19 protein-coding genes are annotated in these 16,574 nt (G+C 40.1%); all 19 read right to left on the reverse strand.

Going from position 1 to position 16,574, the window contains the following annotated elements; genetic code table 11:
* Nucleotides 1-4 precede the first annotated feature (4 nt).
* The 19 genes from NCI00_RS02075 to NCI00_RS02165 all read right to left on the reverse strand — a co-directional run bounded on the left by NCI00_RS02075 (nucleotide 5) and on the right by NCI00_RS02165 (nucleotide 16,574).
* The gene (locus NCI00_RS02075; protein WP_253524484.1) at nucleotides 5-1,411 is read right to left on the reverse strand and encodes a glycosyltransferase family 39 protein; all 1,407 of its coding nucleotides are present in this window, start codon (nucleotides 1,409-1,411) and stop codon (nucleotides 5-7) included.
* Nucleotides 1,412-1,424: 13 nt separating this feature from the next.
* Nucleotides 1,425-2,165 carry a glycosyltransferase family 32 protein gene (locus tag NCI00_RS02080; RefSeq protein ID WP_253524486.1) on the reverse strand — a complete coding sequence of 247 codons (741 nt, stop codon included), beginning with the start codon at nucleotides 2,163-2,165 and terminating at the stop codon, nucleotides 1,425-1,427.
* Between the two features lie 6 nt (nucleotides 2,166-2,171).
* Nucleotides 2,172-3,137, reverse strand: a complete 966-nt coding sequence (locus NCI00_RS02085; protein WP_253524488.1) for a glycosyltransferase family 2 protein — start codon at nucleotides 3,135-3,137, stop codon at nucleotides 2,172-2,174.
* Nucleotides 3,138-3,154: 17 nt separating this feature from the next.
* Nucleotides 3,155-3,421 carry a PqqD family protein gene (locus NCI00_RS02090; protein WP_253524490.1) on the reverse strand — a complete coding sequence of 89 codons (267 nt, stop codon included), beginning with the start codon at nucleotides 3,419-3,421 and terminating at the stop codon, nucleotides 3,155-3,157.
* 17 nt (nucleotides 3,422-3,438) lie between these two features.
* Nucleotides 3,439-3,996 carry a hypothetical protein gene (locus NCI00_RS02095; protein WP_253524494.1) on the reverse strand — a complete coding sequence of 186 codons (558 nt, stop codon included), beginning with the start codon at nucleotides 3,994-3,996 and terminating at the stop codon, nucleotides 3,439-3,441.
* Between the two features lie 12 nt (nucleotides 3,997-4,008).
* Complete coding sequence (locus tag NCI00_RS02100) at nucleotides 4,009-5,853, reverse strand: asparagine synthase-related protein (protein WP_253524496.1); 1,845 nt, start codon at nucleotides 5,851-5,853, stop codon at nucleotides 4,009-4,011.
* A gap of 3 nt (nucleotides 5,854-5,856) precedes the next feature.
* The gene (locus NCI00_RS02105; RefSeq protein ID WP_253524498.1) at nucleotides 5,857-6,009 is read right to left on the reverse strand and encodes a hypothetical protein; all 153 of its coding nucleotides are present in this window, start codon (nucleotides 6,007-6,009) and stop codon (nucleotides 5,857-5,859) included.
* Nucleotides 6,010-6,047: 38 nt separating this feature from the next.
* On the reverse strand, nucleotides 6,048-6,461 hold the full coding sequence (locus NCI00_RS02110) for a lasso peptide biosynthesis B2 protein (RefSeq protein WP_310586761.1): 414 nt from the start codon (nucleotides 6,459-6,461) through the stop codon (nucleotides 6,048-6,050).
* On the reverse strand, nucleotides 6,458-7,342 hold the full coding sequence (locus NCI00_RS02115; protein ID WP_253524502.1) for a P-loop NTPase family protein: 885 nt from the start codon (nucleotides 7,340-7,342) through the stop codon (nucleotides 6,458-6,460). The genes NCI00_RS02110 and NCI00_RS02115 overlap by 4 nt, the downstream gene beginning before the upstream one ends.
* A 53-nt stretch (nucleotides 7,343-7,395) precedes the next feature.
* Nucleotides 7,396-8,199, reverse strand: coding sequence for a phytanoyl-CoA dioxygenase family protein (locus tag NCI00_RS02120; RefSeq protein ID WP_253524504.1), 804 nt, complete (start codon nucleotides 8,197-8,199; stop codon nucleotides 7,396-7,398).
* A gap of 194 nt (nucleotides 8,200-8,393) precedes the next feature.
* Entirely contained in the window at nucleotides 8,394-9,410 is a 1,017-nt protein-coding gene (locus NCI00_RS02125) for a glycosyltransferase (protein ID WP_253524507.1), read from the reverse strand.
* A 7-nt stretch (nucleotides 9,411-9,417) separates the two neighbouring features.
* The gene (locus NCI00_RS02130) at nucleotides 9,418-10,173 is read right to left on the reverse strand and encodes a methyltransferase domain-containing protein (RefSeq protein WP_253524510.1); all 756 of its coding nucleotides are present in this window, start codon (nucleotides 10,171-10,173) and stop codon (nucleotides 9,418-9,420) included.
* Nucleotides 10,174-10,184: 11 nt separating this feature from the next.
* Nucleotides 10,185-10,985: a glycosyltransferase family 2 protein gene (locus NCI00_RS02135; protein WP_253524513.1), complete on the reverse strand. Its 801-nt coding sequence runs from the start codon at nucleotides 10,983-10,985 to the stop codon at nucleotides 10,185-10,187.
* Complete coding sequence (gene rffA, locus NCI00_RS02140) at nucleotides 10,957-12,129, reverse strand: dTDP-4-amino-4,6-dideoxygalactose transaminase (protein ID WP_253524516.1); 1,173 nt, start codon at nucleotides 12,127-12,129, stop codon at nucleotides 10,957-10,959. Before rffA ends, NCI00_RS02135 begins: the two co-directional genes overlap by 29 nt.
* Complete coding sequence (locus NCI00_RS02145; RefSeq protein ID WP_253524520.1) at nucleotides 12,126-12,866, reverse strand: GNAT family N-acetyltransferase; 741 nt, start codon at nucleotides 12,864-12,866, stop codon at nucleotides 12,126-12,128. Before NCI00_RS02145 ends, rffA begins: the two co-directional genes overlap by 4 nt.
* A 1-nt stretch (nucleotide 12,867) precedes the next feature.
* Complete coding sequence (locus NCI00_RS02150; protein ID WP_253524522.1) at nucleotides 12,868-14,115, reverse strand: glycosyltransferase; 1,248 nt, start codon at nucleotides 14,113-14,115, stop codon at nucleotides 12,868-12,870.
* A 9-nt stretch (nucleotides 14,116-14,124) separates the two neighbouring features.
* Nucleotides 14,125-15,054, reverse strand: a complete 930-nt coding sequence (locus NCI00_RS02155) for a nucleotide-diphospho-sugar transferase (protein WP_253524525.1) — start codon at nucleotides 15,052-15,054, stop codon at nucleotides 14,125-14,127.
* A gap of 3 nt (nucleotides 15,055-15,057) precedes the next feature.
* The gene (locus NCI00_RS02160; protein WP_253524527.1) at nucleotides 15,058-15,870 is read right to left on the reverse strand and encodes a glycosyltransferase family 2 protein; all 813 of its coding nucleotides are present in this window, start codon (nucleotides 15,868-15,870) and stop codon (nucleotides 15,058-15,060) included.
* Nucleotides 15,867-16,574 carry an FkbM family methyltransferase gene (locus NCI00_RS02165; protein WP_253524529.1) on the reverse strand — a complete coding sequence of 236 codons (708 nt, stop codon included), beginning with the start codon at nucleotides 16,572-16,574 and terminating at the stop codon, nucleotides 15,867-15,869. Before NCI00_RS02165 ends, NCI00_RS02160 begins: the two co-directional genes overlap by 4 nt.

The raw sequence follows: 16,574 nt of genomic DNA on the forward strand, positions 1-16,574 counted from the left end.
CAGCTTAGGCCCTTCCTGCCAGCTTAAACCAATTCCAACCAATGACCAAAACTGCAATAAACAGCAAATAAGGGAAGTAATACTTTTTGTTTGAGCTGTTCATTTGGGTAATGCCAAACGACGCCAAAATCAACAAAAAAGGCACCACTGGTAAGTGAAAACGCTCCGACAGTGCAAAACCGCTCGACGCCAACACAAACAAATACGAAAACACAATAGAAAGCAGCAGTGCGTGATTCCGCCACAACTTTCGTTTATACATCACAAAAAGGGTAACGAATACAAAAAAAGCGTACACATTTCGGGTAAAAAAACCACCAGCCATCATCATGGCGTTGGGCTGCTGCGTATCGACTAAGGTTGGAAACGGAGCTAAAAGCATAAGAGGAAGAAAAACGCTCTTGGAGCCGTATTGGGCCAATTTATTGCTTTTCCCACCAGCCCGGTTAGCATAATTGTACATTTGTTTCGTCAGGTTCTTATCCCCCCCGTCCAAGTATTCCTGCACGTTATCTCCCAAGCTACTAAAAAAAATCAGGCCCCCAGCCACCAGTACCAATACAGCAATTCCGACTTTTTTTCCCGTTCCTGATATTCTGTTAGAAATGAAAAAGGCGGCCACAAACAATGATGCCCATAAGCAGACCGCCAATACCGTACGAAAGAAAAACAACGACGCACCCACCATGCAAAGCAGCAACACATTTTTGAAATTGAGTCGTTGAGCCCGTAAAAGTGTATCAGCCAAATTGATAAACATTACCACCAAAAACACCATCTCAGTTTCTTTCAGGTGCAATCCACAATAATAAATCAGATTGGGGACCAACATCGCAAGAATACCCGCAATCCGTCCAGCCCCTTCCCCAAAATTTCGACTTGCGATTCGGTAAACCAACACACAGGTAAAAGCTCCTAACAGCGCTTTGATAATACGTGGAATCAAGACCCCGTCTCCTACAATCGAATACAGAACACCCAAATACAGCGGATAGCCCATATCCGAGTAGTTTTTGCCGATATACTCCAAGTATATGCCCAATTTACCATCTTTCAACAGACCCGACACCCATATTCCTTCACCGTGATACCCAACGGCATCGCCCGCTTCAAATTCAAAGGGCTGCCCCGTCATGTAATCAAAGAAGAAATAACTAATAAACACAAACGCGACCCGAATGGCAAATGCCATCAAAAAAAGCATTTTTTGGTATAATACACTTGATACATTGGCCCACTTGCGGGTATAGACCGCCGAGAAATAAAAAAACGCAATGACTTCAAAAAGGACTGGAAACACCCATAACAAAGGCAAAATATTGGATATAAAAAGCACAGAAATAGCGGCAAAAATCACCAGAAACAAGCCGATGGCTTGGCTTATATAGTATTTCGGTAAATAATTCAGCATAGCTTCAAGTAGATTATAAGAACTTATTCGGCCGTACGCCCATCAAAAAACGTTTCATTCTTATCAGCTTATCCGTCAATATGGGGCCTACAATCTTTTGAAAGAAGTATTTCTTCATTTTGTACTTCATGGGCTGCCAAGAACCCTCAAAATGGTGAATACAATAGGTGTTTTTGGTAATGGTAATCAAACCACTCCGAGATTTAGGACAAAAATAATCTTTCGGAAATATATGTACACATTCTTTGTAAACCTGATAACTATTCTTTAGGACGAACCCATTCGCCGACATGATTCCCGAAATAATTTCAACGTTGGTGGTCATATCCAACGTTCCATCCTTTTTTTGAAAATGCCTTCCCTCATAATAGGCTAACATTTCGCGGGCCCATGCACCATTTTGTTCGCTAGCCATAATTCCCGTCGGGATCTCAATTTCACTTTCAAACCCCGAAAAAGCTGGATAAGCCAACAAATCATCCAAACTTTTGAGCACTTCCACATCAGTATCCATGTAAATTCCGCCGAAATGATAAAGCGCGTGCAGTCGGACATAATCTGTCACAAAGGCAAATTTTCGAGCTTCGTAGGCCTCTTTTACATAGACTACACTGTTTATATCAAACGTATCTTCGTTCCAGAGTCTTAGTTCGTAGTCAGGCAAGTATATTTTCCATGATTCGATGCAACGAATGGCCATTTCTGGCATTTTACCGCGCCCAAACCAGCAATAATGAATTATTTTTGGAATCATAGTCGATTAATTCCGCCCTTTGTTTGCCGTATGAATTAAGGCCTGTTTAACAAATGACCCATATTTTTTACCTAAAAAATAACTCAAAACCAACATTTTGGGCCAAGTATATACAAAGCGATACAAAAACGGGTGGTGGGAAAAGTCAATTTTTTTTACGATTTCCCTGATTTCTTTGGAATATACGTTTTGTAAATAAAAAGGTATTAAAGACCTCAACCGCAGGCCGTCGAGTAGGTACTTTAACTTGGGCGATTGGTTTTCATATTCGTGCAGGTAGGTCAGATTAAAAGTCACGTGCTCTTCTTTTTTCCAACGTTTTTCTGCTCCTAATGCCCGTTGGGAAGTTTCCGCATCTTGGTTTGAATACGCCAAAAACTGATTCAGGTAGCCCACTTTGTGCTTCAACGCCACCCGAAGCCACAAATCCAAATCCTCTCCCATTCTCAGGGAAGGCTGAAAGCCTTTTTCTTCAACGAAAATCGTTTTTTTTATTACCGCATACGAGCAGTTGACAGGTGCCCAGAACGTTTTGGCATATACGTCAAAATAATCAATGTAACCACGTTGGAAATTATCAGCAACACCAATGACCGCTGGCCGATTTATCCTGTTTTTTACACTGTAGTAGTTGGTTGCGTAGAGAGCCGCTTCAGGATAATCGGAAATGAGCTTTTCCATTTGTTCCAGAAAACGTTCATCCCACCAATCATCCGCGTCCAAAAAAGCAATGTAATCGTATTGAGCCGTTTTAACACCGTTATTTCTGGCCACGGAAACCCCCGCATTTTTTTGTGGAATGAGACGTAGTCTATCGTCTTGCAAAGACTGAAGTCGGGCAAAACCATCGTCTGTTGAGCCATCATCTACCACAATCACTTCAAAATCTCGGAATGTTTGGCTAAGCACCGACCTTACGGCTTTTTCAACGTAGTTGGCTTTGTTGTAAAGCGGAATAACAACCGAAAACACTTATTGGGCGTAAAAAATCAGGCAACAACTTGAATCAATCCCAGCTCTTTCATTTTTTCAAGATACTCATTCACTTCGGTACGGCATTGTTCAGGACTTACTTCGTACTCTGCCATCAGGGCATCGTAGAGGCTTTCGGAGCTTAACGGGTTTTCGAGCAACTCCCAAATGCGGGTCGCTACCGAATTGAGCGAAAAATAACTTCCTTTTTCAATATCTACCATCACCAAGTCATCATTCAACTGGCCCGAGATAGTTTCATTATTTCGTATAAATAGTGCCATTCTTGAGGTAATTAGTTTTATTCTACTGTACTGTCAATCATAGCCTCGAAAGTTTTGATTGACTTAAAGTTCTTGATTAGTAAAGTTTCGTAAATATTGCATTTTGCTTTCAACAACGCTAACTCCTTGGTTTTCTGGGCGGGAGGCTCAGTCATTTTACCCATCTCATTCAATAATTCTCGAAAACTTAGCTTAAAATCAACGCCAAAAATTTGTTTGTATAACTCATAAATTTCCACCTTGAACTTTAAAGCATCTGTCACAATTTTTACCGCGTCCTGCTGGGACACGTCCCCTTGAGCAAAGGTCTTCAGCAATTGGCACCGAAAAGCGGAACAAACCACCGCTTTTTTTTTGTCATAAATGGTACACTTACCCTCAAAATAGGCACAAGGAAGGGTGAAAAATTCTGCTTCACCTTCATTCCCATATTGCTGTTCAATTTTTTCGGGCAAATTTCCACGTTCTCCTTTTTGAAGCACCGCATGACCAAAAAGTGTCCCATCACAACAAAGACCGCATTGAATACATATTTCCTGCTCTTTTATTGGGCTTTCAGTTAATATTTTAGCCATACATGTTTGTGATTATGTAATTACCTCTTTATTTATGCCCGCCCTATAACTTTTTGTAAATTCGTGAAACATTTTGAAAGCAAGAATGTCCCCGCATAGCTTAGTGGAGTCTTTATAATTTTTATTTTCTTTAAATTCTTTAATTCCTCTTTCAAGAACCTCAAAATCAATAAAATACAAATCGGGATTCTTTTTAAATTCTTCTATCTCATCCATAAAGAGCAAACCTCTTTGTAAAGTTTGTTGGTTAACAAGAGAAAAAAAAGCCGCATCTGTTTTTCCCAATCTCCATCTGACAGATTCGGGCAATAGACCTTCACTAATTTCGCGTAGAATGATTCTAGTATATTTACTATCCTTGACCAATAACTTGGAGGGAATTTTCAATACATATTCTATGATTCTTCTGTCCAACAACGGATATCGATATACCGCACCGCGCTTATAGCCTGTAATTGCCCAACACTCAGTACGTTCGGGAAGATGGTGCGTTTTCAACAACCCAAGTTGATACTCCCGTCGGGAACGATAACAGTAATATAATTTGTACGTCTTTTGATGAAATTGAGTATGTTCCCTTTTAAAATGTCGCAGCATTTCATCAAAACTTTTTTTTACCCTAAAAGGAATAAAATTGATTGCAGGAAAAAAAATGCGATAGATAAGGTATGAGGCTATCTTTTTAGGATCTTTCAAGGGATTTTTACGAAAGAAAGTCTTCCATTGAAAATTAAAAAAAAGATCTGAATCGACCCCTAAACTCCCAAAACTAATAAATTCATCACCTCCCCACCCGCTAAATATCAAGTTTGTTTGATGCAATTGTGCCATGTCTAATACTTTTTCTTCGTGAACATACATGAAGTTTTGCATAGCATTTTTTGACAATTCTACAAAATCGCTTACTTCTATGTGAATAAAAGCTGGCTCAATCCCTGCCATTCGACAGGTTTCTTTTACCAATTCCCTTTCATCCAAGCTATCCTTGTCTGGAGTGCTGTTCGCTGGCGACCAGGAATATCCATAAAAATTCTTTTGATCAGCAAATTCTTTTCGGGCAAGAACAGCAACAATGCTGGAATCGAAACCACCACTCAGATGGGCCCCTGCTCTAAACCGCTTGTCGGAGCGTATCTGTACAGCCTCTTCAAGCAATGACTTGAGCTCCTCAAATATTTGTGGTTGTGTTAGGGTATTGTCGGTTTTAACGCGTTCTGGCTCCCAATATTTTCTAATGATTAAGTCTTTTTCGTTTGATTTTAGGTAATGACCCGCCTTTAACTTTAACACTTTATCATTAGGAGTTAAAGTCATATCAACTACCTTGTAATCGGAGATAAGCGCATCCATATTTAGGCGCTCTCCTTCATCAAAAGCACGACATAAAGCAATAATGTCGGTAGAAAAATAAAGGAATTGCTCTGCGACGGTATAAACAAGCGGAACAATTCCTACATGGTCTCGACAAAGAAAAAACGTGTTTTTACGGGCATCATAAACAAAGATTGCAAAATCACCGTTCAGGTTATTTACAAAATCTATGCCCTGAAGCGCATAGAGGTGTGCTATCAATGCCGGCTCTGGAAGGTGCTGGATTGTGGTATTGAATACCTGGCTTATTTCAGCCCGATTATAAATACACCCCGAGATTAAAACCAATAAATCATTTTCAGTATCAATATACAGGCAGTCATCAATGGTAAAAGGGAGTCGGGAATCAAGAAAAAAACCACCCGCAAATCCCTTATACACCACTTGATGATGCTCACACCCTTCCCATTCCATTGCTTTTTGAAGACGGTTGAGCGCTTCGCTTTCATTCTCTAAAGCTTGAAAGGAGAATTCTCCGTAAAACATCCCTTACGATGGAATATCTTTCACAAGATTTTCACCTCCACCTTTTCCCGTCTCTTTTACTCCATTTCCTAGAGTAGTGTATGTATCCTTATTGATATTCAAGCTCAGAACCATTGGTTTCGCCCAAACTTTCTTGTCGTTGTTTTGTGTTTCCATTGTTTTTGTGTTTATACGTTAAAAATAAATAAAATCATTTAAAATTGATACAATTCGTGGTAATTCCCTCCCTTTTCTATCACATCAAACTCATTTGCCCTAATCCAAGCATGGGCAATCAGGTTTTTATTTTCATCAAAAGCCACCCCCAACGAAATCAAAGACGGAATATGACGCCTTTGCAGCATCCAACGGCAAGCAATGCTCATAACTAAACACTTGTTGTCCCAATAAGCTATTCCATTGGTACGATACAGTGCTTTTTTTATCTGCTTCAGTACTCGTACATCAGGCTCAGTATGTTTACAATTATTGTTTGAAACAAATTTTTGGCAATATTTAAACGGCAAAATTAATAGCAAAACTTTAGCCGCATACGAAAACAGCAACGCTTCAATAAAAAGCATTTTTTCGTACAAAGACAATGCAATAAACTTATTTAAACATCTCATAAACAGGAACTTACAGACATTTGTATCAAAAGGTTTTTTTGGGTTACAATATTGGAAGTAAGTTTTTCTAACTCAATTCTCAGCTGTTCAATGGGGATATTGGCTGGTCGAGCTACTTTAGTCACCTTCACTGTTTGGCTGATAGCAATGAGTTGTTTCAAATAACTGGCCTCACTTTCGGGCATCCCTTTCAGGTACTCCCAACGGTATATTTCATTGCGTAAAGCCGCGAACTTTTCAACCCCCTCCAAGCACCAATGGCTCACGCTGGGCTTGTCATGGACTTCAAGAATGAACAGATGGTCTAATGTAAAAAACTCTCCCTTATCTGATTCCATCGGGAAATAAAACTTGCCCCATTCGGGCACAATTCGAATTAATTCTTCCTCTTCTTGATCCAACTGTTGCAAGCTATCGCTCCATAGTTTAATCCGATCTGAAATAGCCCAAATATGAGGTTTACCAGCTTTAAAGACCACTGGTGTCACATCGTCAGTTAAGAAATCGGCTCCATTCAAACAAAATGCCGCTGTAAGTGATGACTTTCCAACGCCTGATTCTCCGCAAATCATTATCCCAGCTCCTTGATAGCTAAAACAACTGCCATGAAGCGGGAGAATTTTTCGCTGATGCAATACTGCACCGTAAATTGAACCATTGAGGTATAATTCCAAAACATTTTGAGTTGCCTCAGCGTAAGGCATTATTTCAATTCGATTGCCATTGCACACGTAAAAATACGCCACCCTTTCCAAATCCAATAAAAATTCATGCTGATTAAGACTCATATAATGATTGGAATAACCAAGGGAGTCAATAACTTTTTTTGCACCGACTAGGTGTATTTCTACATCTTTTATGGGAAAACGAAAAAGCATCATACCAAATTTTGAGACATAAATATAAGGGTATATATCTTAGAAATAGCCCCCATTTATAAAAGTTTCATATTTCTTCGTTGAAAAAAGGGCTTATACTCTTCAGGAATCTTTTCAAAGTTTGTATCCTCTACCTTTAAATGTGCCTCATGCTTAAAATTGATATAGTCAAAATACCAAGGCAAACTATAATTGCAATACAATAATGGCCTAATTTGTTCTGATCTATTCGGATTTCCACTGTGTACCAGTCGATGGTCCATCAAAATACAGGAGCCCGTATCTATTTCAGGCTCAATGAAATTCAAATTTTCTTCAAAATCTGCAAGTGATTGATTGATTCGATGGCTACCGGGCCAATATCGAGTAGGGCCGTTTAGCCTAGTGAAAGGAATCAATGGAATAAGAAGGCCAATGGCATGAGCTGGCAGTAAAGGGGCCAAGGCTAATCCTTCAAAAATAGCCCCATCCCGGTGGATTCTCATTTTTTTAGCTCCTGGCAACGAGGAAACACAAGTTAAATCACTAATGATAAAACAATTGTTAAATATGCTTCTTAAAAAATTTAGAACAAATGGATTAGCGTATAGGTTAGGCGAGTTAAACGCACCTTTTACTTCGACAGAGACTTGAATTCTTTTATTACCAACTTTTATGACATTCTTATCATTTTCTTCCGAAAAGTAATGTCCATAAGTATTTATGAAATCAGAATAGAGCGAATTGACATACTCTTTTGGAAAAATATCCTTAAAAATAACATAGCCATCCCGGCGAAAATCCTTCAATACCTCCTCTAAATGAGCTACCTCAATTTGCTTTGTTTCAAACTCATCGCTGCTGAAGTTAACTATATTCATCTTTGATTGACTGTTAAATTGTTATTTTAGGAAAACTTTGACAGGTCATAAAGATTCTTTGGATTGAACGGGTATTCTTTTGCTGATATGTCCACAAAAGTGCATTTCATTCTAGTCTTTTATCTACCTCAGTACATCTATTTTGTTGTATACCGTCGAACTAGGTAAAAGAATAGCTTCAAAGTTGGACGTCATCATTCACAAACCTCTCCAACCAACAGTTTTACCGATTGAATAGGCGATGCATACTTTGCATAATACTCATACGCACCCTTTTCTAAATGTTGTCGGTATTCATTGTCGTTGAGCAAAAGTTCAACGGCTTTTTTTATCTCATCTTCTTCACCAGATACGTAATGAATGTGCTTCCCATGTTCAAGCGGAACGGGCAAATCATTTATCAAGGGCGTTGAAATAATGGCTTTGCCTAAGGCCAAATACTCCCCTAATTTCCACCCGTGGCACATAGCCCAAGCGGGCGTATTAAAAACGAGCGTTGAATCCTTGATTTTAGCGATGTATTCTTCTTTCAAAATCCAATCCGTATCCAACATTAAATGTTGAAAACGAGGATTCATATTTTTGATTTGGCTATAGACAAACCCGCCTTCAAAATGCAGGTTTTTGATTGATTTACAGACCTCAAAAAAGCGAGCGCGGTATAAATTGACGGTTTCATCATTGCGAATCCATTCATCACTGTTCCACAAGGCGCTCACGGAGAACACATAGTCGCTCTTTGATTGTCTAGGCTGATAACCTTCTATTGGTAGATGCCTATTTTGCTTTATATACTTTGACAAAAATCGCTTGGTCTGCTTCAAGGGAGGGTTTGATTTAAGATAATTTGAACCCGCAAGAAACGCGCTCTGATACAAATTCCATATTTTGATGCCGAACCCTGGAGCCATCCTGATGATTTTTGCCCTTAATTCTTCGGGAGTTGCCTTTTCATTATAATTGATTTTACCGTAAAAATCGCACCATTCATAGTCTTCTGGCTCCACAGTGGTTGCATCACTCCAATCAATCAGGTACCTGATGGTTTTCGCTTCACTTTCTACCACAAACTTTAAGGCCCTGTTAGGTTTTTGTCCCTTAAAATAACGCTGAGAAAACATAACATTCTTTCTACCATACATTTCGTACAGACCTTGAATATAAAATGCCGTATAATCTACATCTGTCCAAGGGTCAAGATACACTTTCATGGGTAACCTACTTCAATTGAGCTAGCACACAAACATCTTCGTTGGGCCGATTGTGGGTAAAAGGAATATTGGCCATTTCATCTTCAAGCGTAATTTCTCGGGCGTTTTTAAATTTTCCGACCATTTCCATTTGATAAAGTAACCCCTCAGCGTCGTAGCACCATTCGTGTTTTTCGAACGGCAGACTATGCGAAAAAACGGAAAAATAAAAGCTGTTGGGGCTATCTTTCGGGATTCGATTCAAAGCCCAATCAAAATTATTTCTGATTTGACCTGACAAATAAAATCCGATGTACTTTCTCAAATCGGGCGTAGAGATGAGGATATACCCGTCCTTATTGAGGAGCTTGGCACAATTCTCCAGCACCGTTCTTCCTGCTTCGGGCGTAAAGTGTTCAAACACGTGCTGCATCCGTATCAAGTCAAATTTACCGAGTTTTTGAAGGCTCTCATCGGTGGCATTGACCATATCTAGGCGGTAATATTTCCCTTTTTGATTGACCAATGTTTCGGGAAACAGGTCGATATACACGAAATAGTCATCAAACGTGCCTCCGCAACCGATTTCTAACCAGCGTGTTTTGCCTTGTTCCACCAGTTTTTTCTTTAACCCTTCATTAGCCCGCGCTTTTATAAATATCCCTTTGTCTTCCAACATCGGATACTCTTGCTCTAGTTTTGCCAACTGATAGGTCTTTATTTTTCGTTTGGTAACGACCATAAACCCTAACTTGTCAAGGATTCCAGAAAGAAATTGTTTCATAATCAACTGTTTTACAAATACTTATCAACTCTAAAAAAGAGTCGATAGAGATTAAGGACCATAAACCAAGCCCATTTACTTTTTTTTAACCGGCGCATGATTTGACCGTCACGCGCAAACTCTTCATAATCCAACCGAATATTGGGCGGCAGCACCTGTTCCAAGACAGATTTCCGTTCCTGTTTATCCAATGCTTTATTGGTACTACTGATTCCGTTGGGGTCAAACCACACCAAATCAATGTCCTTGTACACGACTTTTTCGTTGTTTAGTCCGATGGTAATGAGGTAAAATTTCCAATCTGACACGATTTTGAGCGATTCATCGTACAACCCGTAGGTATCAAACAGCGACTTTTTGATGTAAGCGGGTGCGTGAAAAAATGTAGAGATATACATATCAAACAGGGTCACTTGTCGGCCCGCAAAACTGCGCTCTACCTGCGTTTTACCGTTGACTTCCCGAATTTTATTGCCATACAAAATACTGCAATCAGGCAGGTTGTCGAGCATTTTCGCGGTCACATCGGGTGCTATTAGATAATCTCCCGAGTTGAGAAATTGGCAATATTGACCTTTTGCTTTCAAAATCCCTTTGTTCATGGCATGATAAATACCATTGTCGGGCTCACTTATCCAATAGTCGATTTTATCAGAATATCTCTTGATTATTTCTACACTCCCGTCGGTTGACCCGCCATCAATAACCAAATATTCAAAGTCTTGAGAGGTTTGATTAACCACGCTTTCGATGGTTTTTTTCAGCCCTTCACCGTTGTTGTAATTAATGGTAATGATGGACAGCTTGAGCATGGTTGTACTCAGAATATATTTGTTCAATGAGCGCAGTTATTTTATCTATATCCCTGAAAGTCAATTCATAAAACAACGGGAGTCGCACCAAACAATCACTGAAGTAATCGGAATTACTCAGCAACCTTCCATCGTGTTCTGCCGTGTAAAATGGACTGCTGTGCAAACTTAAATAGTGAAATACGGCTAAAATCCCGTTTTCTTTCAGTCGCTTTATGAGGGTTTCTCTATCGTTGATGGAATGACAAATCAGGTAAAATAAATGCGCATTGTTGGTCGTATAATCGGGTAGCGACGGGAGCTGAATAAAACCTTGAGCTGCCAAAGGGCTCAATTTTTCATGGTAATAATTCCAAAGGGCCGTTCGCTTTTGCTGAATATCTTCCATATTTTCAAGCTGGGCATAAAGGAAAGCCGAAATAATCTCGGAAGGCAAAAAAGAAGAGCCTATGTCTACCCAGCCATATTTATTGATTTCACCCCTAAAGAACTCCGCCCGGTTGGTGCCTTTTTCCCAAATCGTCTCGGCACGCTTCAAAAATCGCTCATCATTTATAGCCAACATTCCTCCTTCACCAGCAATGATATTCTTGGTTTCGTGAAATGAAAAAGCGGCTAAATGCCCGATAGTTCCTAGGGGTTGGCCTTTATAGTAGGTGTCTATGGCTTGAGCAGCATCCTCAATGACCAACAAATTAAAGCGGTTTGCCACCTCCATAATGAGGTCCATGTCACAGGCAACTCCGGCATAATGCACGGGGACAATGGCTTTGGTTTTGGACGTAATAAGGGCTTCTATTTGTGTAGCATCAATATTGGGGTTATCGGAGTAGCTATCGGCAAAAACAATCTTTGCTCCCTGCCTAACGAATGCCAATGCCGACGAAACGAATGTGTAAGAAGGTACGATGACTTCATCACCAGGTTGAATATTGGCCAATATGGCCGCCATTTCGAGCGCATCGGTGCAGGATGTGGTCAATAAAACTTTTTTGAATCCATATTTTTCTTCAAAAAAGCGATGACATTTTTGGGTAAATAGCCCGTTACCTGAAATTTTCCCCGATTGAACTGCCTCAACAATATAGGCGGTTTCTTTACCCGTGAGGTAAGGCTTATTAAAGGGTATTTCAATAGCACTCATAACCAAACGTGATAAATATCTGTTTCGCTGGCGACAGTAAAGCCATTTTTTTCATAAAAAAGGCAAGCGGCTCTGTTTGCTTTTTGGGTGGCTACTTCCAATTGCTTTATTTCTTTACTTACTAAAAGCTTCTTGATATAATTCATCAGGGTTTTCCCTATGCCCTGTCCTCTATACGCATCCTCGACAGCCATCAGGCCAATCGTTCCTTTATCTCCGACCATTTTAAGAGTAACCATGCCCAAAACCTTCTCATCAAGTTTGTAAAGAAAGACTTTGTCAGCAATAATACCCAGAATTGAATTATCAATCCACTCTCGGTAAAGGCGTTGAAAATCCTGTTCAGAGAAAAACGGATCTACTCTGTATCTTGAGTGTTGGCCGCTTTCAAAGGCCAAATTATATAATTCCGAAGGGGTGTCGGCAGAATTAAATGAGTGAATCGTAGCGAAACTTTCACTAGATAACACATCAGAGAGTCTTTGCGTATATACAACTTTTGTATCAACAAGTTGGCTATCAAACTTTTTAAAGAACGAGATAGGCAGAACAATGCTGGGATAAGCAAAAACATAAATTAATCGATAGTCATGAAGTTGAGCGCGGCTAAGCGTTTGGTCAAGTCCTTCTAAGTCTTGATCATTATTTAATGCAATCTTGCCAATCCGACGACCGAAGAAAAGACTATCCCATTCTAGCTCTTCAATTCGGCCTAATCGCTGGTCTAATTTTATCATGTCACGCATTTACTAACTCAGCTATATGAGCGTGGAACGGTTGCTTTCCATAAAGTGACATTGCAAAGTCTCGACAATTTTTCTCCATCGTCCGACGGGTAGCTTCGTCCAATTGGAGAAGTTGTGTTATGCCTTTTGCTAAGTCTTTATAATCACCCAAAGCCGCCCTATACCCAGTTGTGTCAGTATGCACTAAATCTTGCGCGACTCCAGTATTGAACGCCACGACGGGTGTTCCGCACATAATAGATTGATTAATCATCATTGGGCCAGAGTCTTCAATCGAAGGGCAGACAAAAATATCCGCAGCTTGGTAGGCTTTTATTAGTTGCTCCTCGTTTAAATATCCAATGGTTTTGACATTGTGGTTTTCAAAAGGCAAAGCCGCGTTTCCTGCAATCAAAAACGTAACATTTTCTGCCTCTAGCAGCTTGATAGCCTCTATCATCAAGTGCATTCCTTTTCTTTTTTCCTTCAAAGAAGCCGCCCCAAAAAAAATCACCTTATGGTTGGAAGACAATCCAAAATGCGCTTTAGCCGCTTCTTGATCACCAAGAACAAATTTATTTTCATCTACCAAACCTAGCAGTTTATAAATAGATTTGTGTTTAAAGACGGCAGATTGACGCGCTCTTTGATGATCACTTTCGGAAAACACCAACAAGCCCATATTCTTGGGCAGACACGTTAATTTCAACGCTAAATTCTTTTGGGCCAACCACTTAACCTCAGGTAACACAATAGCTGGACAATTGCCGCAATCAGTCTGATACCCCCTACATTCCCAAGGATAATGACACCCTCCTGTGATTGGGGCATTGTCTATCATCAACCAATATATTTTCGCACCTGTCAGTTTATATAACGCATTAATAACTTTGGCATTCAGAAAATCAGTTACCCAATGAATAAAAATAACATCGGGTTTGGCAGGGATTAATTCAAGGATTTTTTTTGCAGATACAACAGAATACTGTTCATATAAATTATAGAAATAATAATCGTAATCAAAACGTACTCGGTTCCATTTTACTTTTGCCATTTTCCTGAAAAGTTTGGCAAAAGGGGCCGTAAATTTATGATCTGGATAGCGCAGTACGGCCGGATTTTCCGTTTTGACATCTTTTACGACCAAGTAAGAATTATACCCATAGCTAACCAGTAAATCATTAAAATCAACTGCAAATTTACCCGCTCCCGCATAATCCAATGCCGATAGATTTAAGATATTTCTTTTGCCCTCAGCCATCCTCACAGATTATATAAATCGGTATTTTAGCATTAATTTAACCGATTTTAGCGCCAGTTTTTTAACAAAACTTCGTTTTTTAGTATTAATAAATCGTTCAAAAACATACCAATCAAAAAAAGTATCCAATTTATTTTTGGGGCGTTTTAGCGGAAACACAATCGACTTCAAAGGAAGGTTAGCCAATAAATCGTTCTCATTGAATGAATGGGTGGCATCTGCATTGAAGCCAATATTGGAAATTAAATTGACCGAGGGAACAATGGTTTTCCCTCCGTTGAGCCAACGGGCAAAAAGCCATTGAAAATCCCAAACATCATTGGGCTCTTCTATATAAATCTTGTCAAATTCTGTTTTAAAATGTTGAAAATAACGTTGATTGTTCAACACTTTCCGAATTGTTTTTTTTCCTTCTTTGGTCTTCCATGCTTCCATACTATAGTCAAACTTTTGCCACGCACGGCGCCAAGTGGCCCAGCCTAAACTGTGCCCCATCAACGAATAAAAATAGGAGCTTCGCCTCCGTCGCCACGATTTCAGCGCATTGGTTCCCGAAATCATATAAATCGTTTCGTCTTCTTTGTAGCGTTTGAGCAATACGGAGCAATACGGAAAAAATCCTGCGCTCGGCACACAGTCATCCTCCAAGATAATTCCTGCTTCTACTTGCTCAAAAAACCAAGTAATTGCCTCGGCGGGCCCGTGTCCGCAGCCTCGGTTTTTGTCGCGAAACAAGGTTTTTAATTCACATGGCCAGTCTATTTGTTTGAAAATCTCCCGCGTAGCCTCGCACTTCACAACGTCGTCGGGTTTGTCGGGCCTTGGCCCGTCTGCGGCCACAAACAAGTATTTGGGCTTTATTTTCTTCAGTTCATTAAAGACTTTTTGAGCCGCCTGAGGACGGTTGAAAACAATTAATAAAATAGGCACTTCAAACATCGCTCAATAGCTCATTTTAAGCAACTTCCTGATATTTTTTAGCACCTTATAAAACAGCACAAGGAGTGGATATAACGTCTGCTGGTGCTTATACCACATCAAAATCTCCATTTCCTTTTCTCGTTTTTTCCAGTAGTCATAATCAGCCAAAATATTCGCCGAAAAATACGTATTCAAAATAGCCTTGTGCTCATTTTGGCTCCACTCATTGGGCTGAGAACTAATCCCCGACATATCATAATAAGACACGAATACAGGCCAATGCTTCACTGTACAATTACCAATGACTATCGCCTTAATCCAGAATTCATAATCAGCATGAATTTTAAATTTCTCGGTATACCCCCCGTAAGCATTCAAAAGTGCTGTTTTGATAAAAGTACACTGGTGGCCAATGGTTGCACTGAAAAAATATCGCATAGAAAGCCGAGACGGATATTTCAATTCTTCAATTGCTCCGTTACCGTGAGCCAGATAGGAATTGCCATAGATAATATCTTCCTCAAAATCAGCTCCAAAGCTGTTCATTAACACATTTTCGGCCAGCCAATCTCCCGAGTTTAAAAACAGGCAATAGTCCCCTTTAGCCTGTGCAATGCCCTTGTTCATGGCGTTGTAAATCCCCTTGTCGGGCTCTGACACCCAATAATGAATATAGTTTTGGTGCGCTTTTATACATTCAAGGCTCCCGTCATCTGACCCACCGTCGATCACAATAAACTCATAATCCGTAAACCGCTGGCTAATTACGCTCTTGATGGTTTTTTCTAGCCCTTTGCAGTTGTTGAGATTGATGGTGATGATTGATAATTTCATCGATAAAAATACCCTTCTACCTGAAGCAGCTCACCCGTCTCGTAGTTTCGGTGTCCGCCTTCGATGAGTTTAAGTTTAAATCCATGACCTCTCAACAAGTCTACCATTTCCTGCATCAGGGTTTCGCCTTCGTACAGCGGCACGATTGACAATTCCATCTGGAAACCCTTAATTTTGGAAAGCGAAGCCATACTACCCTCAAAAACCTGTCTTTCAAAGCCTTGCGTATCTATTTTAACAAGTATATTTTGGCCTGGGAGATAATATTGCTCTATCACATCATCCAACCGACGGACTGTCACAGTTTGGGTCCCCACATAAATAGAGTCGGGAGCGCTTTCTACGTGCACGGGCAGAATGTCCAGAATTGAGCTGCTATATGAGTTTTGGGCAAGGTTGATTTCGGCTGTCCCGTTAAAATTACCAAGCGCAAATTCTGCGGCTTTCCACCGAAAATCACCTTCCGCTTTTTTTTTGAGTTGCTGAAATTCCGCAGGTAGAGGTTCAAAGGAAACAATTTCGCCTTGATACCCCATCTCCCTCATCTTTTGGGCATACTGACCTACATTGGCACCAATATCGAAAATCAGGTTTATGTCGTACTGTTTCAGTAAATCTAGTCGCTGCCTTACCAACGGGTCAGTGGGCAAGTGTAGAATGTCGTACCCGTATTTTCGAGCTATTTTTTTTAGAAATGCTTTCAT

This window comes from Runella salmonicolor (assembly GCF_024158025.1).
GTDB classification, from domain to species: domain Bacteria; phylum Bacteroidota; class Bacteroidia; order Cytophagales; family Spirosomataceae; genus Runella; species Runella salmonicolor.